This is a genomic window from Pseudoalteromonas sp. APC 3495 (assembly GCF_030407645.1).
Classification (GTDB): domain Bacteria; phylum Pseudomonadota; class Gammaproteobacteria; order Enterobacterales; family Alteromonadaceae; genus Pseudoalteromonas; species Pseudoalteromonas tetraodonis.
The window spans coordinates 1-21,577 of sequence record NZ_JASDDA010000058.1 but is presented as its reverse complement, the minus strand read 5'-3'; the positions used below and the strand labels follow the sequence as shown (position 1 = coordinate 21,577).

Genomic DNA, 21,577 nt, shown 5'->3' with positions numbered 1-21,577 from the left:
AAGTAACATATCACCAATAAGGTTAACACCACCTAAAATAGCTTATTTAACCTATATATATAGATGGTAAAAATGTTCGTTATAAACAAAGAATATATAAAAACCCTAATATTCTGTAAAAACACATAAAAATATACCTAATGAGCTAATCCACTAAAAACTGCCAAAGCAAATGTTAATTGGTCTTACCAAAATAACGACTGTAAAAACTATTTATTATCTCATCAGACACCACTGTGAATAAGTTACAGATAAAACCGTAAAAACTACCAACCTAATATAAAGCCAAACTCAAAAAGATAAGTTAAACCGTTGATTTAAAACAAAATAAAATACTGGCATATTACTCGCTTATATAAAAACAACACTTTAACACTTAGATAAATCAAGGAGATGACAATGTTACGCTGGACAATTACATTTTTGGTGATCGCACTAATCGCAGCCGTTTTAGGATTTGGTGGTATTGCAGGAGCCGCAGCAGGAATTGCTAAGATCATATTTTTTATCTTTTTAGTTTTACTGGTTATTTCACTTGTCTCTGGCGCCTTACGTGGTAAAAGCCCCAGGTAGATAAGAAACAACGAACTTTTTTAAATTTATATACAAGGAATTACATTATGAAATCATCAACACTTAAAGCAGCTGCTATTGGCCTATTCGCAAGTGCATTTATTATGGGTTGTGAAGACAATCATGCAGAAGAAGCCGGTGAACGCATCGACGAAGCCGTGACAGATGTTCAAAATAAAGTAGAAGATGCCTGTGAAGAAGTAAAAGAAGGTGTCAACGCTGAAGAAACAAATTGCTAATTCAGCCCCTTTTTAAAAAGCGACCATTTGGTCGCTTTTTTTTGTGTTTAGTATTAGTCGCCAAGTTGCTACCCATTAATTATAAACTCTGAACTATTAATTCTTTTTAAGCTGCGCATTTGCCACATAGCTTGCTAAAATGATAAAAAATAGCTTTTAAGTATAGATGCATGGTATTTACGACAACCTATAAACTCGATAAACCTTACTTTTATGAATGCTTCGACCAATCGCTGCCTTATAGTAAACGCGCGCAACCTAAATATTTTTTATTAGCACTGCTTGTTGTATTGGGATTATTTGGTATTTATGGTTTAGGAGATCATTACCTAGGTACATTTTTGCTGATGCTAGCCCTACTCGAATGCATCGCCTTTTACTATCGCCGCCCATGGTGGGTTACCAGGCAAATGCTAAGCAGAGCGTCTGGTTCTGAAGTCACTCTCACCTTCGACGAAGACGGAATAAAATCAACCAATCATTACAAAAATTACCAGTTAGCTTGGCACGACATTAACGAAATAATTACCACCGATTGCGGGCTACTGTTAAAAAGTAAAAGCGGTATGCAATACATTTCTAAGGCAATACTCGACGAAGAAACGATTGATTTTATAAACAAAAAAGCCACTCAATGAGTGGCTTTTACAAATGTCATAGTTACATTAACTAGCACATTTTATACTATATTGATTAAGCATTGCCCGGATTAGGGTTAGACTTTTCAGCTTGTATGCGCATGTAAATTTCTTCACGATGAACTGATACGTCTTTAGGTGCGTTAACACCGATACGAACTTGATTTCCTTTAACACCTAGAACAGTAACGGTTACTTCGTCACCAATCATAAGGGTCTCGCCTACTCTACGAGTTAGTATTAGCATTCTCTTGCTCCCATGTTCCAATAAAATTATAAGATTCCGCACAAACATTTTAATTAAAATTAGACTAAAAAGTAAGTAAAAACTCTCAATCTATTCATTTTCTGTTAAAAATGTCTTATGTAATGCACGAACAGCCAGCTCTAGGTATTTTTCATCTATTAAAACTGAAATTTTAATTTCTGAGGTGGCAACAAACATCACATCAATGTTTTCTTGTGCTAGCGAATCAAAAAATAAACTCGCTACCCCGGAATGAGATTTCATCCCCATACCCACCGCTGACACTTTCGCCACATTGGTCAATCCGTCAATTGCCTGTGCGTCAAATTGCTGTTGCTCAGCCGTTAACAAATCAAGTGCGTTTAAGTAATCATTTAAATGCACAGTAAAAGCATAGTCGACTTTTTCAACTTTATGATTAATTTGATTAATCATATCTATTTCGATGCCATTATCAGCAAAAAGTTTCAAAACTTTTGCAAGATGTTTGGTGCCTTGCGGCATTCCATGCACCTTAATTAAGCACTCATCTCGATTAAATGCAATACCCGATACGACATTGCTTGTCACGTCGCTCTCCTCAAAACTAATTAACGTGCCTTCATCGGGTTTAAAGCTAGATAACACCCGCAGAGGAACATTGTGTTTACCAGCAGATTCTACAGAGCGAATATGTAACACTTTAGCGCCTAAACTTGCCAGCTCAAGCATTTCAGCAAAGGTGACATGACTTAAACGTCGTGCGTTAGGTTCCACACGCGGGTCTGTAGTATATACGCCATCAACATCGGTATAGATCTGACACTCATCGGCTTTTATTGCACCAGCAATTTCAACCGCAGAGGTATCGGTGCCACCACGCCCAAGCGTGGTCACGTTGCCCTCAATATCGCGCCCCTGAAAGCCGGCAATAATAGCAATACGGTTATGTTCAAGTTCATGTTTTAAACGCGTTGCCGCAACTTCTTCTACACGGGCTTTACCGAACATGTTATCGGTTAATATATTCACTTGATCGGCTAGTAAGCTTACCGCTGAATGGCCGCGTTTAATAATGGCCATCGCTAATAAAGCAATAGAGACTTGTTCACCGGTACTGAGTAATACATCGAGTTCACGACTACTCGGGCGAGAGTCGATTTGTTTGGCAAGATTAATTAAGCGATTGGTTTCTCCCGACATTGCCGAAAGCACCACGACCACTTGGTGGCCTTGTTGCTTAGTTTTAACAACAAGGTCGGCGACCGCTTCAATACGCTCTATTGAGCCTACCGAAGTGCCGCCAAATTTTTGAACTATAAGTGCCACTTAAGCTTAAGTACGCTCAGTTAACCAAGCTGTTACGCTATCAAGTGCTGCTGTTAAATTTTGTGGCTCAGAACCACCCGCTTGCGCCATATCTGGACGACCGCCGCCTTTACCACCTACTTGGCCTGCCATGTGATTAACTAACTCACCCGCTTTTACTTTGCCAGTTAAGTCTTTAGTTACACCCGCAATTAAGCTTACTTTGTCGCCGCTGGCAACACCTAAGGCAATAACACCTGAGCCAATTTTATTTTTAAGGTCATCAACCATACCGCGAAGCGCTTTTGATTCTGTGCCCTCAACGTTGGCCACTAACAATTTAACCCCGTTAATTTCAACCACTGAATCAAGTAACGATGCACCTGCCGCACTGGCTAGTTTATCGTTAAGCTGGGCAACTTGTTTTTCAAGCCCTTTCGACTTTTCAAGCAAGGCAGTTACTTTTTCAAGCACTGACGCATTGTCACCTTTTACAAGCGCTGCAACATCAGCTAATTGTTGCTCTTGCTCGCTTACATAAGCAATTGCCTCTGCACCTGTTACCGCTTCAATTCGACGAACACCAGCAGCAATACCGCTTTCAGATACAATTTTGAATAAACCAATGTCACCCGCACGCTCTACGTGTGTACCACCACAAAGCTCGATTGAGTAATCACCAATAGTCACAACGCGTACTTCGTCATCGTACTTTTCGCCAAACAGCGCCATTGCACCTTTTGCTTTAGCATCATCAATTGCCATTAGCTCAGTGTTAAGAGCAAAGTTACGACGAATTTCGTCATTCACTACGCGCTCAATTTCGCGCAGTTCTTGTTTGGTCACCGCTTCAAAATGTGAGAAGTCAAAACGCAGACGATCTGGCTGCACAAGTGAGCCTTTTTGCGATACGTGCTCACCTAAAAGCTGACGCAGTGCTTCATGCAAAATATGCGTAGCGGTGTGGTTTTTCTTAATACTGTCACGGCGCGCATCGTCAATAGTCGCATCCACTTTATCGTTAACGCCAATACGCCCTTGAACTGTTCCATGGTGAGCAAAAGCATTACCCAGTTTAGTGGTATTAGTCACCACAAACTCACCGCCGGCTACTGTGATTGTTCCGCTATCACCAATTTGGCCGCCTGATTCAGCGTAAAACGGAGTACGGTCTAAAACAATAATACCTTGTTGACCATCTTCAAGTAATGATACAGCTTCGCCACCGGCAAAAATTTCTACCACTGTGCCGCTGTAATGAGTGCTATCGTAGCCTTTAAAGTCAGTGTGCTTGTCTGATTTTAATTGGTCATTGTAATCAGCCCCAAACTTACCCGCTTGTTGCGCAGTTTTACGTTGTACTGCCATGCATGCTTCAAAACCTTGATGGTCAATCGTCATCTGGCGCTCACGCGCAACATCGGCTGTTAAATCAGCAGGGAAACCATAGGTATCGTAAAGCTTAAATACTAAGTCACCCGGGATCACATCCCCGGTTAAATCACTTAAGCTTTCTTCTAAAATAGCTAAACCACGCTCAAGCGTTTTACCAAACTGCTCTTCTTCAATACGTAGTACTTTTTCAATAATTTCTTGTTGCTTAGCAAGCTCTGGGTACGCTTGACCCATTTGCTCAATAAGTGCAGCAACCAATTTATAGAAAAACGCGCCTTTAGCACCTAACTTATTACCGTGACGTACTGCACGACGAATAATACGACGCAATACATAACCACGGCCTTCATTTGATGGCATAACCCCATCTGAAATTAAAAATGCACACGAACGAATATGATCGGCTACCACGCGAAGTGATTTATCATCCATATCTTGTGCATTGGTAACGCTTGCAGCGGCCGCAATTAAGCCTTGGAATAAGTCGATTTCGTAGTTTGAATGCACACCTTGTAAAATAGCTGAAATACGCTCAAGGCCCATACCTGTATCAACAGATTGCTTAGGAAGTGGCTCCATAGTCCCGTCGCTTTGACGGTTGTATTGCATAAATACTAAGTTCCAAATTTCAATGAAACGGTCACCATCTTCTTCAGGTGTGCCCGGAGGACCGCCCCAAATATGCTCGCCATGATCATAAAATATTTCAGAACATGGACCACAAGGACCCGTATCACCCATAGACCAAAAGTTATCGCTCGTTGCAATACGAATAATACGATCTTCAGGTAAGCCTATATCGTTAGCCCAGTAGCCAAAGGCTTCTTCGTCATCATGGTAAATAGTTACTAACAGCTTTTCTTTTGGTAGTTTTACAACCTCAGTTAAAAACTCCCACGCAAATTTAATTGCATCTTGCTTAAAGTAATCACCAAAGCTGAAATTACCTAGCATTTCAAAAAAGGTATGATGACGTGCTGTGTAACCTACGTTTTCTAAATCGTTATGTTTACCACCAGCACGCACACAACGCTGCGAACTGGTTGCGCGTGTGTAAGGGCGGCTTTCAGCGCCTAAAAATACATCTTTAAATTGCACCATACCGGCATTATTAAATAACAACGTGGCATCGTTACCCGGTATAAGCGAACTAGAAGGAACAACTTGGTGTTGCTTGCTGGCAAAAAAGTCTAAAAACTGTTGCCTAATTTGTGCGGTAGTCATGTGCTGCATGTGAAAGTCTCACCTGTATTTACTGTGCTTGCATTGCAAAATTTATTTGATCATAGCTAAATCCTCGATACATTAAGTAGCGCACGCGCTTAGCTTTTTCTTTGTACTCGAGGTTTGCCGGTGTCGTTGAATATTTTTTGTTGTACGCTTCCTGCGCGAGCTCAAACCAATCTATTTCCAGCTCTTCAATCACTGTTTCAAGCAGTGCTCTATCAATCCCTTTACTCATGGCCTCACTTTGAATTCGCTTTAAGCCATGGCATTTAAATATGTGCTTTCTTACAAACCCTTCACAGTAACGCTGCTCGTTAATAAAATTGTGCTTTTCGCACCAATCAAGCAGGTTTTCTATGAACTCGTCGCTTGCTTCTCTTTGCTGTAACTTTTGGGTTAACTCTCGGCGCGAATACTCTTGCCTTCCTAGTAACCAAAGCACATAGTTTTTTAACTTTTGTTTTAACGTATCATCCATTAAGCGTCAAAGCGCCCGCTTTGCTCGCTACTTAAAGGCTTAATGTTACTGTCATCACTTGGTGGCACAACGGGCATAAAAATAGCCTGATAAGAAACAAAGAAACTAATGTAGCAAATTGGCATTAAAATCAACAGCGGTAGTAGCGATAAGAACATCGACACCACTATTAATAATGCGCAAATAATACCATAAACACTCAGTGGTAAAATATTATAATAAAACACCATAAACGAACTTTTTAAGGCATTTAAAATACGTTGTTCTTTATTAAAGTAAACCAGCGGTACCGCATAGGCAAACGAAGTAAAGTATATCGACAGCGCAATTAAAAACAGTGCCACATTGGCAAACGAAATACTCTCAAGCATTTGGCTAATTGCTGTATTAGGGTCTAAGTCAGGCTGCGTCATAACCGCCATCGCATCGGAAAATAACCCATTGGCGAGCAGCGCAATTAAAATACCGGCACCCATTTGATAAAGCGCTAAGCGAAATAAGCCTAAGCGATTTCCTTTTGCTGAAAAGGGTTTCAAAATGTCGGCTAACATAATTTTTCCGCCTTGCTGCTTGGTAAGCACGGCTTGATAAAAACCAGCGGTTAAAAATGGTGTAGCCAATGCTGCGACTATTTGTAATAACGGCAAAAATAAAGACAACAAGCCAACAATGCCAATAAACAAGTGCATAAAGATAAAGGTTAATGGCTGAGTTTTGAAAATTAGCCAACCCGCTTTAAACCATTTTAATGCCGCATCCGCTTTAAAAATTCGTAATTGTGTAGACATACTTGCTCTTAATTAAAACAAAACACGCCGAGTATAACTCGGCGTTGGTTGGTATTACAGAGGTGGTGGCGATAAATGCCGTTAATATTAGGGTCTGTTGCCCTTTACGGATTAAAATTTGTTCAAACTAGGGGCGATTTAATCGCGGCGCGAGGTTTGTAACCTAGTGGGCTAAGTCAAAACCGAGCAAAGCTTCCGCGTCCTGCTCACGCCCCTTACCTACATCCATGTAGGCAACAAAGAGTAAATCGCCCCTAGGCAGAACCCTTCGGGCAGCGCCTGTTTGGCATTGATGCTGCGTTATCGCCTATTTATGGGGAATAACCACACCACATAGGCTCTGCCTTGCCTAAATACCAAACAGACTGCTGCAAATTTAATCTTGAAAGGTCAACAGACCCTAAGGTTTTTTAATTTTCTTAATATCTAGCATATGAGAGCCATGCTTAATTTTAGTCTCTAAATACGCCTTGTTACCTGAAAGCCCAGCTTTAATGTGTGCATGAGTGCCCACAACAGAGTCCACCTCTATGCCAGCATCTTTTAATGCGTTAAGCTTTTTAGGATTGTTAGTCATTAATTTTACATGCTTTAAATTGAGCGCATTGAGCATTAATACAGCATCCGAAAAATCACGTAAATCATCAGCAAAGCCCAAATGATTGTTGGCCTCGTAAGTGTTCATACCTTGTGACTGCAGTACATACGCATCAATTTTATTGTATAAACCAATACCACGCCCTTCTTGGCGTAAATAAAGTAAAATACCGCCTTGTTCGTGCATCATTTCAATACACTCATTTAACTGCTCACCGCAATCACAACGTGACGAGTGAAACACATCACCGGTTAAGCATTCAGAATGCATACGAATAAGCGGAACACCTTGTTCGGTATCGGCGTTTTTAAACACTAACGCAACATGCTCTTGGCCATCTTTTAAGCCACTAAAGGAAATAATTTCTGCAGGAATATCACTATTTTTGCCAACATTAAGCTGGACTCTTGCTCTTACTTGCGCCACGACCAATCCAAATATAAAAAAAACTACGACACGATAAAGTGATAATATCACAAAATAGGTTAAATACACCGTAGTACAAGACTGTTTATGGCAAATATATGGCGACGGTAGCGACTATTTTCAATCTTTAACCGCAAATATATTACTAGCGAGCGTTTACCTTGATTTACCTAAAGTGATGACATATACACAAGGATTTGCTAATTTGTTATCGACAAATAATAGGGATCATTATGAAATTAAACAAACTTGCATTACTGATGGGCTTAGGTTTATCTGTATTGAGCACCACGTCATTTGCCGAACAAACAAATAACGCTCAAGCCGTTTTCAACGACGCGTATCAAAATTACTTAAATGCGATTAAAACCAAAGAAAATGTGCAACAAGCCGCGGAGCAGGCTTACACATTAGGTAAAACTGTTTACGGTGAAAATGCTGATAACACCGCAAACTTAGCGATTAACTATGCAAAATCAATTAATCGATACGGTAAACAGTGGATTGAAAAGCGTTTTTCGCTCTATCAACAAGCCTATACTATTTTAGTTAATAACCATGGTAAGCAATCGCCTGAAACCATTGATGCTTTAGTCGGTATGGCTAGTTTTGCCCCTTCTGCTCAAAAAGCGGATTATTATTTAGAGCAAGTGATAGCAATCGCAAACACACAAAACAACCCTAAGTTTGTGGCTGATATGAAACTAGAAGCGGCAACCATACTAGCTAATAAATTCAGCTATGAAAAATACCGAGAAGCTAAAAACTACCTAGAAGAAGCCGATGAGTATTATCTGGCTAACTTACCTAAAAACTCAGTTGAACAAATAAAAGCTGATTTTTTAATGGCGTCATTTGCGGAAGGTCGAAAAAGATACGATCAAGCAATAGAACGACTTAACCGTGTAGTAAATGTGTTTGATGAAAGCTTAAGTTACGATCATAACGCCGAGCTTACCGCACACTCAAGATTAATTGGCTTGTATGAAAAACAAGGCAAAAGTGATGAAGCCACCAAACACTGCATCGCGATTGCTAAAATGGTGCCGTGGAAAGAAAGCCAAGAGCAAACGCCGCTATACCGCGTTAACCCTAAATACCCTAAAAACAAGGCGCGATTTAGTAAAGATGGCAGTGTAGTTATGGAGTTTGAAGTAGATGAGTCTGGCTTTGTAAAAAATCCGCAAGTACTTAGTTCTGAAGGTGGCGTGGCCTTTGAAAAATCGGCAGTAGAAGCATTAGCGCAATGGCGTTATGCACCTAAGTTTGAACATGGAAAAGCGGTTGCAGCAACTTCCAAAGTACAGCTCGATTTTAAAGTAAACCGTTAATAACATACCAAAGGCGCGTTGAGCGCCTTTTTAGTTTATTCTACTTTAACTTAGCTAAAATGTTATCGCTGGCGGCCTCTATTAAATCAAGTACCTTTTCAAAGCCATCATCACCGCCATAGTAAGGGTCCGGAATTGCGCTTTGTGCTTGCTCGCCATACTCTAAAAACAACGCAAGCTTGTATTGTAAATGCTCGGGGCAACGTGCAGTTAAATCTGCGAGGTTTTGCGTATCGGCTGCTAAAATTAAATCAAACTCGCTAAAATCACTGCTGCGTACCTTGCGTGAAAAAATACCTTTAAAACTATAACCGCGTTTTTCACCAGCCTGCATAGAGCGTTTATCTGGCGGATTACCTTCATGATGACCAATAGTCCCAGCCGAGTCCACTAGCAAATCAATGCCTAACTCTTTAGCGCGAGCTTTTAATACCGCCTCTGCGGTAGGTGAACGACATATATTTCCCAAACACACTATCAGTACTTTTTTCACTTATAGCTCCTAAGCTTTTGCAAAAAATCAGTAATAAACATTATTTTAATGAGGCTAATATTTTTTGCTCGCCCTCAAGCATGCTCTGCATAGCAGTCCCCTGTTTTACACGGCTATGCAATGCTGCAAGATTAGGCCAGCGCGACTCATCAAGTTGCTCACCACCATGCTCCATATTCATTAACTGGCAGCTCACAGCAATGTCGGCAAGGGTTAAGCTCTCGCCAACAAAAAACTCGTTATCCCCTAAATAACCTTCTAAATAATCAAATAAAGGCGGTAGTTTTTCATTTAATGCACTTTGCACTAAGGCTTCATCGGTTGGCTTTTGCATTGTGGGAGCAATAATACGTTGCTGAAACACCGTAAATGTTGCAAAAGGAGCCAGCTCGTAATCTGCGTATTTTTCTAACCAGCGAACGGCTGCACGTTGCTCTATAGTATCACCGAGTAAGGACGCTGAATTAGGGTATTTTTCATCAAGATATTGGCAAATAACGCTAGAATCCGCCAAACTTAACTCGTCGTCTTTTAGCGCCGGAATTCGCCCTAGTGGGTTCAGTTCTAAAAACCAATCAGGTTGATTAAACGGCGAGACTATTTCGAGTTTATAGTCGAGTTGTTTATGCGCTAAACATACACGTACTTTACGTACATAGGGAGAAAGCGGGACACCATAGAGAATTATGCTCATTGTGATTCCTATAAATTAAAACTGCTTTAAAATTGCGTCATCGTAGTCATCGGCATTAAGGGTTAAATTATATTTAGCCGCAACGCTATCTAACTCGGCTTGTTTAATCGCTAAATCATCCATGGTGATGGTGTTATCGTCAAGCCGCCATAACAAGCGTGAGCCTGCATAACTATAGTGAATGGCTAATAGCGCATCAGGATTACCTTCACGTCCCGCCGCTTTAAGCTTTGCCATCTTGCGGGTAATTTTATTAAGCGCTTGTTTAAGCTCCCATACATATACCACCTCGGTCATAAAAGGATGTGTACGGTATTTATTTAACAACCAGCCAATACCAATACTAGTAACAATTACGCCTAATAAGTTCCAATGAAAATGACTACCACTTTCATCGGGAAATAATGCAATAAGCGTTTGTGAAATAGCTAAACTACCAATCGCTAAGCTTGCGGCACAACCGACTATAACGCGGTTTAAATGTTTACGATAACGAGCTTTATCTATTTGAATAAGTTGCATAGTTGCCTAAAATTAAAAAACTAAAAAATACACAGCCACCATTGTAGCTAAACCCACCACAGAGTTTCGACTCTTTTTAATAAAATACCCGTAGTTTTTGATTTAACGCCGGTTTTATACTTCTTGCAACATAAAACCAACCAACGATTTTATTTGCACCCACTTATTAGGCATAGGATAGTAGACAACAAATACGACTCAGTTTAGGACCATCATGATAAAAACACTGATTGCTGCAAGCTTAATTTTTTCTTCTTCTAATGCGTTAGCTAATTTAAACACACCGCTAACCCCAGAAGAATTGCGAATTGAAAAAGCCAGCCAAGCGATGCCTAGCGTGCTAAGCGCTTTTGCCAGCGAAGTTAATCAATTTGAGCTGCAATTCAAGTCACTCTCAAGCTATGCACAAGCCGTAGATGCCGTTAATGACTACTCAAAACGATTATGGTTTAGTGCAAAAAAACGCATCGCTACAACGCAAAACTTAGATGATCGCGCACTTTACTGGGCTCGCTTACAATCAAGCAAAATTATTCGCACCACAAAGCCTGCATTTTTGCTGAGCGCGGCGCAGCAAACAGTGTTATTAACACTTTTAGAGAATGGCAGCCGGGGTCGCACCGATCTTAGCTACTCACAAAACACCTCTAAAAAAATATTATTAACTGGATTTGACCCGTTTTTACTTGATAGAAATATAAACCAAAGCAACCCATCGGGTGTTGCAGCACTGCTTCTTGATGGCCAAGTCATTAACTATAAAGGTATTAGTGCTGAAATAAACACAGTGATGGTGCCTGTGCGTTATGAAGACTTTGATCACGGTATTATAGAATCCTTACTTGCCCCTTATTACGCACTTAATAATGTTGATATGGTGGTTACCGTTAGCATGGGTAGTAAAGACTTTGACCTTGAGCGCTTTCCAGGCAAGCGCCGCAGTGTAACAGCGCCCGACAACGCCAATGTAGTGTATGGAGGCAGTAAAACAGCGCCGCTCATTCCAAGCTTGAACGACCGCCCATTACCAGGTACTGAGTTTGTAGAATTTAGCTTACCCGTTAGCGCTATGTTAAGCGCAAAAGGCCCTTTTCCTATTAATGATAACCATCATGTTATTACCTTAAAAAAAGACTTTGAGCCTAATAGTTTCGATGAATTAAAAGACGCTATTGCAGTGCGAGGCGGTGGCGGTGGTTATTTGTCTAACGAAATTTCGTATCGCAGTATTCGCCTGCGAAATCAGCTAAATTCAGATATTCCGACAGGACATATTCACACCCCACGAATTGCTCAGTTTGAACCCGAAACTGAAGCTAAAATAGTAAAGCAAATTCAAACTATGTTAGAGCGCAGTTTAGTCGCACTCTAACATCGTTTGCTTTTTCAACTTCAACGTTAGAACGACTATTAATAAACGTAGGAGCACTTAAATGCTTCTACGTTTTTTTGCTTTAAACCGCTAAAAAAGCATGCTGAAATTACATTAAAATTGAAAGCGCTCTGTATCAATCTCGGCTATTTTATAATAAAAACTCATTACTTTAATTATTAACTAGATCTTCACAAATTGTGTTCTATGCTCATTTGAGGTACAAACCTTATTACAGGGACATAGTAATGCTCACAATTAACCACTTTTTTAATTCATTAAACTTAACAAAAAAACTTATCTCCGCCTTTTTAGTTGTTGCCCTAGTGCCAATAACAATAATTATTATTGTCGCAATTAATACAGCTTCAAACTCGATGACAGAACAGGTTTATTCGCGTTTAGACGCTGTGAGTAAAGTAAAACAAAGCGCTGTTAAACGCTATTTTAACAACATTGAAAAAAAGCTTAATGCGCTGCAAGCAAATCCAGAAATGGCCAATATTGCGACAAAGTTTATAGATGGATTTAATAATACCTCCCCTTCAACCTCATCAGCGTCGCTAAGTCGCTTTTATGAAGAGTCTTTTACCCCAAAATTTAAACAGCTAAACCCAACAAATACAGTCTCTTCATCTCTATTAAAGCAAATGAATCCAAAAAGTATTGAGCTGCAATCTCGTTATCTAGCTAATAACCCAAACCCAATCGGTGAAAAACAAAAACTAACCACCACAGAGCAATCAGACTCTTACGAGCAAGCGCACCGCCAATATCACCCTTATCTACGCGATATGACTAATATAAATAAGTTCTACGATATTTTCATTATCGACCCAGCAAATGGCAATATTGTTTACTCTGTTTATAAAGAAGTAGACTTTGCAACATCGCTGCAAACAGGCCCCTACGCTAAAAGTAATTTAGCGAACCTATTTAGACAATTAAAAGACAGCAACGACCCACAAAAAATTGCTTTTGCAGATTATAAACAGTACTCCCCTTCATATAATGCCCCTGCAAGCTTTATAGGAAAGCCTATTGTTGTTGATGGTAAAACGGTTGCTATTTTAGCTGCCCAATTATCGATTGAAGATATTAATTCAATTATGAAAGAACGTGACGGGTTGGGCGAAAGCGGAGAGACCTACCTTGTTGGCCCTGAAGGGTTAATGCGCTCTGACTCTTATATTGATCCGAAAAACCACTCTGTAGAAAGCTCGTTTAGAAACCCAAATAAAGGCACTGTGAATACCTTATCTGTAATCAAAGCACTAAAAAATGAAAAAGGGCAGCATGTTATAAATGACTATAACAATGAAATGGTGCTCTCTGCATTTGCACCTGTAAATGTATTTAATGTTCGCTGGGCACTCATAGCAGAAATGGACGAACAAGAAGCTTTTGAGTCAATAACGACTCTTTCCCAACAACTCATTGTGATACTTTTTGTCACTATTTTCATTGTTACCATTGCCGCATATTGGTTTGCGCGAACACTCACAAAGCCAATACATGCACTGGCTGATACGATGAAAAAAGTTGAACAGCAAGGTGACTTTTCATTACGAGCAACAGTCTATTCAAGCGATGAAATAGGCGTTAGCACTCAAGCATTTAACACTCTTCTTGATGCTCTACAGTTATCTATTAGTGAAACAAACCGTGTTATGAACCAAATGGCTGCGGGTAAATTTGATCAACGTATTGAAGCACCATGTCGAGGAGAGTTAGATACGTTAAAACAAGCAACCAACGATTGCGCAAGTTCACTAAACGGGGCAATAAACGAATTAAATAACATTGCGATTGCTATGGCTGATGGTCAATTTGATATTCAAATTAATGCCTCAATGGCAGGCGAATTAGGCACCTTAAAAAGTAATATTAACCAATCGCTTTCCTCAATAAACAACACAATGAATAGTATCGTAGATATTATGGCTAACGTAGAGCAAGGTAACTTTAAAGAGCAAATTACCTATCCAGCTAAAGGAAAACTTGCCCAGCTAAAAGACAGCGTGAATAACTCAGTGAATAGCTTAAGTATTGCCATAGATGGGATTAGTGACGTTATGAGTGCATTACGACAAGGCCAGTTTTCAGCGCAATTAGAGGCCCCCTTAGCTGGTCAGCTTGATATTTTAAAACAAGATATTAATTCCAGTATGGCTAATTTAAATAATGTAATGAATGAAATAGGTGAAGTCATGACCTTTGTTAGTCAAGGTGACTTTAAAAAAATGATAAAAGGTGAAGCCAGCGGCCAACTTGAGCAGCTAAAAAGTAACATCAATACATCAATCACTGCTATTGATACTGCTTTAACTGAGATTTCATCAGTCATGCTAGCAATTAGTCAGGGGCGTTTTGATCATACTATTTCATCGACTATGACAGGCCAACTAAATAGTTTAAAAACAGATATAAACCATTCGGTAACTAACCTCGAACGTGTCATAAACGACCTCAACCAAGTAATGGCTGCAATGGCAAACGGCGATTTTTCTCATCAATTAAAACAGCCATTACAAGGCCAGTTGGAAGATTTAAAAAATAATGTTAATGAGTCTACCTCATTAGTTTCATTGGCTATAAATGAAGTCAGTAGCGTTTTGTCAAACTTAGCTAAAGGTGACCTTACCAAAAATATAGAGGGACAATATCAAGGCGTATTCGATACCCTTAAAAGCGACACCAACGCGACTATCGAGAAATTAACTAATGTCATTCAAGAAATTCAAGTATCGGCTAGTCAAGTTATGCAAAATGCGGGTGAAATAGCTTCAAGTAATACTGAAATAAGCAAACGCACAGAGGAACAAGCAGCCAACCTTGAAGAGGCAAGCTCAAGTACTGAGCAAATGCTAGATGAGCTAACTAAAGTATCTGAACAATCAAAAAGTGCCGTGGCATTGGCAAGCAATGCAGAGCAAATTGCTGAAGAAGGAAATCGCTTATCAATACAAACCGTTAGCGCGATTGATGACGTGAATGAAGCCAGTAAAGACATTAACGAAATACTTACGGTTATTGACAACCTCGCTTTTCAGACAAACTTGCTATCACTTAATGCCGCCGTGGAAGCTGCTAGAGCTGGCGATCATGGAAGAGGCTTTGCCGTAGTCGCTAATGAAGTCGGTGATTTAGCGGGGCGTAGTGCTAAATCGGCAAAGCAAATAAAAAGTATTATTGTAAATAGTAATCAAAAAATAGCGCTTGGGACGGAATTAGCAGACACCTCAGGGAAGAAATTAAAACACATAATGCAAGCTGTTAGCGATGTTAATAAAAATATCATACATATAGCGCATTCAACCTCCGCACAAGAGCAAGCGATTAAAGAAGTTAACCTTGTTGTACAACGTTTAACCGGTTTAACCCAGGCAAACTCGGCTATTACAGAAGAAACAATGGCGGCAGCACGTCAAATGGCAGAACAAGCTACCGAGATGAGAGTGCAACTCAATTACTTTAATCTAAAAAAAGAGCAACAATAGACTAAAGGCGCAGCAAGTTATTTTGCTAACACGATGCTTTTTTAACTTAAGTAATTTGATGAGCCATTATTGAATAATGGCTCATCATAACGTTACGTTACTTTACCTGCTAAATTAAAACGTGGCTGAGTATATAGCTGGGTTTTAACCACCTCAGCCAAAATCATGACCGCATTCCATATATCTTCAAATGAGGTATAAAGAGGTGTAAAACCAAATCGTAATATATTGGGCGCACGAAAATCAGCAATAACCCCTTTTTCAATTAACGCTTGGCATATAGCGAACGCGTCTGTATGTGAAAACGCCAATTGGCTACCTCTTTGACAGGCATTTTCAGTAGAGCATAAACGCAAATCACTTAAGCATGAATGTGTTTGTAGCAATTTAATAAATACCTCGGCAAGTGCAATCGACTTTTCTCTTATTTGAGAAATGTCTACGTTTTGCCATACATCAAGGGCGGCATCTAACGCACTCATAGCAATCACACTCGGTGTGCCACACAAATACTGATTTATATTATCAGCGCCCTGATATTCAGCATTAAAAGCAAATGGTTTAGCATGACCCATCCAGCCTGATAGTGGCTGCTTTACACTAGCCTGATGACGTTTTGCCACATATAAAAATGCAGGCGAGCCCGGGCCGCCGTTTAAGTATTTGTAGCCACAGCCAACGGCAAAATCTGCATTACAGTTATCGAGCTCAACCGGTAAAGCACCCGCGCTGTGGGCTAAATCCCATATCACTAAAATGCCTTTTTCGTGGGCAAGCTTGGTCAGCTTTTGCATATCTAATAGCTGCCCGGTTCTAAAGTTCACCTGCGTTAATAGCAGCACCGCCACTGAATCGCTAAGGCTTTGTTCAATGTGTTGCTCTGCTACTAATTTAAGCTGACATAAGTCAGGGCCTAATAAGTCACTTAACCCTTGTACCATATATAAATCGGTTGGAAAGTTATCTTGCGTGGATAACACCACATTTCGGCCAGGGTTTAACGATAACGCACTACTTAACAGCTTGAACAAGTTAACTGAAATAGAGTCACAACAAATCACTTGGCCTTTTGCAGCACCAATAATCGGCGCTATTTTATCTCCTACCTGAGTGGGTAAATCAATCCATTGGTGATCGTTCCAACTTCTAATTAAGTGACTACCCCATTGTTGATTTACCACCTCTGCCACGCGCGACTTAACGGCTTTAGGCAAGGCACCTAGTGAATTACCATCGAGATAAATAGTGTCTGCGGGTAAATCAAATTCATCGCGTTTATTAGCCAGCGGATCGGCTTTATCAAGCGCTACAATCTCATTAAAATTCATTTTTATATCTCATTTAAATTTTTTATTAGTGTACTAAATGCCTCAGTTCCTGGGTGGATCCAATCAAAATGCCCCACGCCTTCGAGCATCACCACCGGGCGTTTAAGCTGCGCTAAATTAAAAGCGGGGACAATGGCATCTTTGTCGCCTTGTAAAATAATGCTTTGGGGATGAAGTGGCTGCTCACTCGGGTTAGCTTGCGTGTAAGCCTTAGGTTTATCAGTTGGCATACCTTGCATAAAATCTTTTGTCACTTTTTGACAGCTGTTATTACCACGTGCATATGCTTTTATATCAGTGATAGGGGCTAAGCCAATAACGCCTTTAAGCTGGCTTATTTCACCACCCGCAAGCAGTGCTAAATGCCCACCAGCAGAGTGCCCTACAGCAACCGAGTCAGCTAATTTAAACTCGCCATTATTGTAAGTACTTGCCGCTAAAATACCGGCTTTTATATCATTAAACGTTGCAGGCCAGCCACCACCGCTTGTACCACTTCTTCGATACTCTAATGACCACACATTAAAACCAGCTTGTGCAAGCCCCGTACTTAACGCATACGTGTGTTTAATATCGTACTCACTAAGCCAACAGCCACCATGGAGTAAAATAACTAACGGCGTTTGCACCAGTGCTTGCTTTGCGCGCCAAAGTAATGCGTACTGTGACTCATCACTGCCGTAGGCTATTTTTTCATCGGCTAAGTTAAATCCCAATGAAGCCACTTTTGCATAAGCTACATCATTTTCAACATCAGGAAATTCAACTGGTTGCTGCGAGGCACTATTTGCTAACAAAGGCCATACACTAAAAAATAAAACCACTAAGCTCTTCAAAATAAACTACTTCCTTTTTACCTAAAAACGGTATAACAAAATAACGCTGGTCAATCGTCTACAAACATTTTGTTGTACGACCTACCAGCGTTATAACGTCATTCATAATAAAATAAATATAGTGTTTATTGTTGTTTGAAAATTACGCCTTCTTTCATCACAAAATCAACATCCATTAAAGCGCTAATATCGCTAAGTGGGCTGGAATCTAAGGCAATAATATCGGCAAACTTACCAGGCTCTATAGTGCCTAAGCTCTGGCTCATATCAATTAAATCAGCAGCATTGACGGTTGCCGACTTTAAAATATCGGAGGTACTCATACCGGCTTCATACATCAATACGGCTTCTTTTGCGTTAATACCGTGCTTTGATACGCCACTGTCCGTGCCAAAGGCAATTTTAACGCCGGCTTTGTAAGCCTTAGTAAAATTGTTGAGCATATCGCCCCCCACTCTCGTTGCTTTAGCCTTAATAGGTGCAGACATAAAATCTGAATTTTTTGCCATATTAACCACAGTATCGCCAGCTAATAACGTTGGTACAAGGTAAGCGCCGGTTTCTTTAAAGAGCTTAATGCCCTCTTCATCGGTGTAACTGCCGTGTTCAATGCTATCAACCCCTGCACGAAGTGCGGCATTAATACCTTGTGCAGCATGGGCATGGCTTGCTACTTTTCGCCCTAACCCATGTGCGGTTTTTACAATGGCTTTGAGCTCATCGTCTTCCATTTGTTGACCCGTCCCCGTGGTGGTATCAGAAAGCACACCACCGGTAGAGGCCACTTTAATTAAATCGGCCCCATACTTAATTGCATAACGTGTTTTTTTACGGCACTCAACTGCGCCATCACACACTGTTGGTGGTGTTTTTATGGTGAGTAAATCAGGACTCATACCATCAACATCTAAATGCCCACCAGTAATAGTTACTCCAGCACCGGCAATAATACGCGGGCCATTAACCCAACCATTCGCCACCCCTTTTCGTAATGCGTACATTTGCTCGCTTTGGCTACCTACATCACGCACGGCGGTAAATCCCGCCATTAGGGTTTTATTAGCAAAATGAACACTGCGCATTGCTACATCTGCATCAGACATTTCAACCAGTTCTTTTTTATTATCTGGCCCAAGCTCACCTTGTAAATGCACATGCATATCCATAAGCCCTGGCATAACAAAGCTGGTCGATAAATCGATTAATTGGGCATCATCACCAAATCGAGAGGCCGGTAAAAAACCAGCGGATACAGACACTATTTTGCCATTTTCTATTACTACAGTTTGTTTTTGCTGTGATTTTTCGCCAGGGACGCTTAATAGCTCTCCCGCATGAATCACTATAGTATTGGCTTGTGCATTGCTGGCGCAAAAATTTGCGGCTAAAAAAATCGAGGTAATAACACTCAATCGAAATATGCTCATGAAAATCTCCAATGATTCGCTTTTCGTTAACAGCAACGAAATAACGTTAAAATATTGTTATACAACCAATACCTTATCAGGAAAGTCACAAAAACAAACCTGAAATACGTTTTTAGTAAAAATTCTGACCACTATTTACACTGCCTTCAAACGGAAAAAATAAAAGAAGATGTCTATACTCAACCATATTGTTGTAATACTTTTCATATGTAGGGAGCTTATGGATATTAAAGACATAAATATTGCACTGCTAGAAAAATGCAACTTTCTTTTAATGGTATTTGATAACCATCATCAGCTCAGTTATCTCTCAGATGGGTGGTCAGAGCTAAATATTACAACCAAAAACATGCCAACCATTGAAAGCCTGTATGCCTGTTGTACAACTCAAAGCAAAACACTATTACAACAACAAATTCTCGCACTAAAATCGCAACATAATGAGTTAGACCAATTTGATATTGAGCTCACATTTGCAACCGATTACTCTATTAAACTAAATTGCTGCTTACATAATGTGGATCAAAACCAACATCAATATATGGTTTTAGTTTTTAGCCAGCATTTTGCCCAAGTGTCCTCTGTTATTAGTAATAACGAATTACAAACCATCATAGAAAACGCAGGCGAAGTTTTAAAAGTAGGTTATTGGCAGCTCGACTGTAATAGCAACCAATTATTTTGGACCGATGAAATTTACACTATCCATGGCGTTTCCCCTAGTCGCTATTCACCACAGTTAGATACTGCAATAAACTTTTATCATGCAGATGATAAGCCCAAAATAGCCAGCGCTGTCGAAAATGCGCTTTTAACGGGGCAAGAATGGAGTTGTATAAAATTACGTGTTGTAGATGACGATCAACAAGAACGCACGGTAATATCAAGCGGTAATGTATCAAGAAATAAAAATGGTGAAATTACTAAGCTATACGGCATTTTTCAGGATATAACAGGAAGTGAAAAAATAGCCCTTGAACGAGACTTTTTAGTTACCGCACTCAAAGAAACTACGGTAGGAATGGTCATTGCCGATAAAAATAAGCATGTTATTTGGGTTAATGGATCATTCGAAAAAATGACAGGGTATAGCCTTTTTGAAGTCGAAGGCAAAAAGCTCGGCTCTATTTTACAAGGTGAAAATACTGATTTAAAAACGATAGCTAAACTTAAAACTCACCTCAAAAAAGGGCTGCCTATAAGCACCCGAATTTTAAACTACACCAAAAGTGGGGAACCCTATTGGAATGAGTTGGCAATATCGCCGATTTATAGAGATGGAAAAATCGCTTATTACTTTGCGGTGCAAAACGATGTAAGCAAAGAAATAAACATAGAACACAAACTCATAGCCCTTAATACCAGTTTAGAGCAACGAATACAGGCACGCACTCAAGAACTATTTACACTTAACAAAGAGTTAGAAAAACAGGCTAATGTAGACCCACTTACAGGATGTTTAAATAGGCGAACCTTATACAGGTTCCTTACCGATGAGCTATTAAAAACACAAGATGAAAATACCTATATTTCATTATTAATGCTCGATATAGATCACTTTAAAGCCATAAATGATAACTACGGCCACGAAGCTGGAGATAAGGGTTTAAAAGAACTCGCTAATATTTTACATGGCCTCACCAGAAAAAATGACGCTGTATTTCGCCTTGGCGGTGAAGAGTTTTTAATTATTATGCCTAACACAAACAAAGCCGAAGCTAAGCAAGCCGCTGAGCGTATTAAAAACGCAGTGAATGAACATAAAGTTTACTATCGCAATAAAAATATTAGCTTTACTGTTAGTATTGGACTGCTTACCCACGATGGCACAATTAGCCTACAAAGCAGCTTAAAATACGTTGATGACTATTTATACGAGGCAAAAAATAGTGGTCGAAATAAAATTGTTGATTGACTCCCTATAAGACGGATTGTTTTAAATCAATTCGTAAAAATTTAAAAGGTCATATAAGCTAAATACTTAAGCACAATAATTTAGCTTAAATTTTCAACAGTAGATAAATTCGTAAATAAAAATACACTTCAAGCAAATTGACATTAAACGCGTATTTTTTCATTTTATACTAGAGTCTGTTGACCTTTGCGGATTAAAATTTGTTCAAGCTAGGGGCGGTTTAATCGCGGCGCGAGGTTTGTAACCTAGTGGGCTAAGTAAAA

19 protein-coding genes are annotated in these 21,577 nt (G+C 39.9%); 7 read left to right on the top strand and 12 right to left on the bottom strand.

Annotation, left to right across the window (positions count from 1 at the left end):
• Positions 1-399: 399 nt before the first annotated feature.
• The 3 genes from QL984_RS16745 to QL984_RS16735 all read left to right on the top strand — a co-directional run bounded on the left by QL984_RS16745 (position 400) and on the right by QL984_RS16735 (position 1,450).
• The gene (locus tag QL984_RS16745) at positions 400-573 is read left to right on the top strand and encodes a DUF1328 family protein (protein ID WP_002961939.1); all 174 of its coding nucleotides are present in this window, start codon (positions 400-402) and stop codon (positions 571-573) included.
• A 47-nt stretch (positions 574-620) separates the two neighbouring features.
• The gene (locus tag QL984_RS16740; protein WP_013464127.1) at positions 621-812 is read left to right on the top strand and encodes a hypothetical protein; all 192 of its coding nucleotides are present in this window, start codon (positions 621-623) and stop codon (positions 810-812) included.
• A 170-nt stretch (positions 813-982) separates the two neighbouring features.
• Positions 983-1,450: a YcxB family protein gene (locus QL984_RS16735; RefSeq protein WP_008115132.1), complete on the top strand. Its 468-nt coding sequence runs from the start codon at positions 983-985 to the stop codon at positions 1,448-1,450.
• A gap of 55 nt (positions 1,451-1,505) precedes the next feature.
• On the opposite strand, the gene csrA is transcribed toward QL984_RS16735, so the two are convergent.
• From csrA to ribA, 6 genes are all read right to left on the bottom strand, one after another.
• The gene (gene csrA, locus QL984_RS16730; protein WP_004587515.1) at positions 1,506-1,697 is read right to left on the bottom strand and encodes a carbon storage regulator CsrA; all 192 of its coding nucleotides are present in this window, start codon (positions 1,695-1,697) and stop codon (positions 1,506-1,508) included.
• A 90-nt stretch (positions 1,698-1,787) separates the two neighbouring features.
• Positions 1,788-3,005, bottom strand: coding sequence for an aspartate kinase (locus QL984_RS16725; protein WP_013464126.1), 1,218 nt, complete (start codon positions 3,003-3,005; stop codon positions 1,788-1,790).
• Between the two features lie 6 nt (positions 3,006-3,011).
• Entirely contained in the window at positions 3,012-5,612 is a 2,601-nt protein-coding gene (alaS, locus tag QL984_RS16720; protein WP_013464125.1) for an alanine--tRNA ligase, read from the bottom strand.
• A gap of 19 nt (positions 5,613-5,631) precedes the next feature.
• Complete coding sequence (locus QL984_RS16715; protein WP_138764108.1) at positions 5,632-6,084, bottom strand: regulatory protein RecX; 453 nt, start codon at positions 6,082-6,084, stop codon at positions 5,632-5,634.
• Positions 6,084-6,872 carry a BPSS1780 family membrane protein gene (locus QL984_RS16710; protein ID WP_215521982.1) on the bottom strand — a complete coding sequence of 263 codons (789 nt, stop codon included), beginning with the start codon at positions 6,870-6,872 and terminating at the stop codon, positions 6,084-6,086. Before QL984_RS16710 ends, QL984_RS16715 begins: the two co-directional genes overlap by 1 nt.
• A 400-nt stretch (positions 6,873-7,272) precedes the next feature.
• The gene (ribA, locus tag QL984_RS16705) at positions 7,273-7,896 is read right to left on the bottom strand and encodes a GTP cyclohydrolase II (protein WP_013464123.1); all 624 of its coding nucleotides are present in this window, start codon (positions 7,894-7,896) and stop codon (positions 7,273-7,275) included.
• 233 nt (positions 7,897-8,129) lie between these two features.
• Here ribA and QL984_RS16700 point away from each other — a divergent pair, with 233 nt between their 5' ends.
• On the top strand, positions 8,130-9,227 hold the full coding sequence (locus tag QL984_RS16700; protein ID WP_138764747.1) for a TonB family protein: 1,098 nt from the start codon (positions 8,130-8,132) through the stop codon (positions 9,225-9,227).
• A 40-nt stretch (positions 9,228-9,267) separates the two neighbouring features.
• Here the strand turns inward: QL984_RS16700 and QL984_RS16695 are convergent, their stop codons facing one another.
• Genes QL984_RS16695 through QL984_RS16685 form a run of 3 tightly spaced genes read right to left on the bottom strand, consistent with a single transcriptional unit; the run spans position 9,268 to position 10,936 of the window.
• A complete protein-coding gene (locus QL984_RS16695) occupies positions 9,268-9,720 on the bottom strand; it encodes a low molecular weight protein-tyrosine-phosphatase (RefSeq protein WP_138764746.1) in 453 nt (150 codons plus the stop codon).
• A gap of 40 nt (positions 9,721-9,760) precedes the next feature.
• Complete coding sequence (locus QL984_RS16690; protein ID WP_013464120.1) at positions 9,761-10,414, bottom strand: glutathione S-transferase family protein; 654 nt, start codon at positions 10,412-10,414, stop codon at positions 9,761-9,763.
• Positions 10,415-10,429: 15 nt separating this feature from the next.
• Complete coding sequence (locus tag QL984_RS16685) at positions 10,430-10,936, bottom strand: DUF3087 domain-containing protein (RefSeq protein WP_138627061.1); 507 nt, start codon at positions 10,934-10,936, stop codon at positions 10,430-10,432.
• Positions 10,937-11,150: 214 nt separating this feature from the next.
• Here QL984_RS16685 and QL984_RS16680 point away from each other — a divergent pair, with 214 nt between their 5' ends.
• Together QL984_RS16680 and QL984_RS16675 are read left to right on the top strand one after the other, a co-directional pair.
• Complete coding sequence (locus QL984_RS16680) at positions 11,151-12,308, top strand: hypothetical protein (RefSeq protein ID WP_215521981.1); 1,158 nt, start codon at positions 11,151-11,153, stop codon at positions 12,306-12,308.
• Between the two features lie 248 nt (positions 12,309-12,556).
• Complete coding sequence (locus tag QL984_RS16675; protein WP_128583510.1) at positions 12,557-15,808, top strand: methyl-accepting chemotaxis protein; 3,252 nt, start codon at positions 12,557-12,559, stop codon at positions 15,806-15,808.
• 92 nt (positions 15,809-15,900) lie between these two features.
• Here the strand turns inward: QL984_RS16675 and kynU are convergent, their stop codons facing one another.
• The 3 genes from kynU to QL984_RS16660 form a co-directional block, all read right to left on the bottom strand.
• Positions 15,901-17,136 (bottom strand): kynureninase, encoded by a 1,236-nt coding sequence (gene kynU / locus QL984_RS16670; RefSeq protein ID WP_290172999.1) that lies wholly within the window; start codon positions 17,134-17,136, stop codon positions 15,901-15,903.
• A 2-nt stretch (positions 17,137-17,138) separates the two neighbouring features.
• On the bottom strand, positions 17,139-17,972 hold the full coding sequence (locus QL984_RS16665) for an alpha/beta hydrolase (protein ID WP_138764602.1): 834 nt from the start codon (positions 17,970-17,972) through the stop codon (positions 17,139-17,141).
• A 125-nt stretch (positions 17,973-18,097) separates the two neighbouring features.
• Entirely contained in the window at positions 18,098-19,399 is a 1,302-nt protein-coding gene (locus QL984_RS16660; RefSeq protein ID WP_290172995.1) for an amidohydrolase family protein, read from the bottom strand.
• A 220-nt stretch (positions 19,400-19,619) separates the two neighbouring features.
• Between QL984_RS16660 and QL984_RS16655 the strand changes: the two genes are divergently transcribed.
• A complete protein-coding gene (locus tag QL984_RS16655; protein ID WP_128583506.1) occupies positions 19,620-21,314 on the top strand; it encodes a sensor domain-containing diguanylate cyclase in 1,695 nt (564 codons plus the stop codon).
• The last annotated feature ends 263 nt before the right edge of the window (positions 21,315-21,577 follow it).

What these genes read in the sequence shown, in the direction of transcription:
- QL984_RS16745 (WP_002961939.1), top strand. Translation starts at nt 400, where the DNA reads ATGTTACGCTGGACAATTACATTTTTGGTGATCGCACTAATCGCAGCC.
- QL984_RS16740 (WP_013464127.1), top strand. Translation starts at nt 621, where the DNA reads ATGAAATCATCAACACTTAAAGCAGCTGCTATTGGCCTATTCGCAAGT.
- QL984_RS16735 (WP_008115132.1), top strand. Translation starts at nt 983, where the DNA reads ATGGTATTTACGACAACCTATAAACTCGATAAACCTTACTTTTATGAA.
- csrA (WP_004587515.1), bottom strand. Translation starts at nt 1,697, where the DNA reads ATGCTAATACTAACTCGTAGAGTAGGCGAGACCCTTATGATTGGTGAC.
- alaS (WP_013464125.1), bottom strand. Translation starts at nt 5,612, where the DNA reads ATGCAGCACATGACTACCGCACAAATTAGGCAACAGTTTTTAGACTTT.
- QL984_RS16715 (WP_138764108.1), bottom strand. Translation starts at nt 6,084, where the DNA reads ATGGATGATACGTTAAAACAAAAGTTAAAAAACTATGTGCTTTGGTTA.
- QL984_RS16710 (WP_215521982.1), bottom strand. Translation starts at nt 6,872, where the DNA reads ATGTCTACACAATTACGAATTTTTAAAGCGGATGCGGCATTAAAATGG.
- QL984_RS16700 (WP_138764747.1), top strand. Translation starts at nt 8,130, where the DNA reads ATGAAATTAAACAAACTTGCATTACTGATGGGCTTAGGTTTATCTGTA.
- QL984_RS16690 (WP_013464120.1), bottom strand. Translation starts at nt 10,414, where the DNA reads ATGAGCATAATTCTCTATGGTGTCCCGCTTTCTCCCTATGTACGTAAA.
- QL984_RS16685 (WP_138627061.1), bottom strand. Translation starts at nt 10,936, where the DNA reads ATGCAACTTATTCAAATAGATAAAGCTCGTTATCGTAAACATTTAAAC.
- QL984_RS16680 (WP_215521981.1), top strand. Translation starts at nt 11,151, where the DNA reads ATGATAAAAACACTGATTGCTGCAAGCTTAATTTTTTCTTCTTCTAAT.
- QL984_RS16675 (WP_128583510.1), top strand. Translation starts at nt 12,557, where the DNA reads ATGCTCACAATTAACCACTTTTTTAATTCATTAAACTTAACAAAAAAA.
- kynU (WP_290172999.1), bottom strand. Translation starts at nt 17,136, where the DNA reads ATGAATTTTAATGAGATTGTAGCGCTTGATAAAGCCGATCCGCTGGCT.
- QL984_RS16660 (WP_290172995.1), bottom strand. Translation starts at nt 19,399, where the DNA reads ATGAGCATATTTCGATTGAGTGTTATTACCTCGATTTTTTTAGCCGCA.
- QL984_RS16655 (WP_128583506.1), top strand. Translation starts at nt 19,620, where the DNA reads ATGGATATTAAAGACATAAATATTGCACTGCTAGAAAAATGCAACTTT.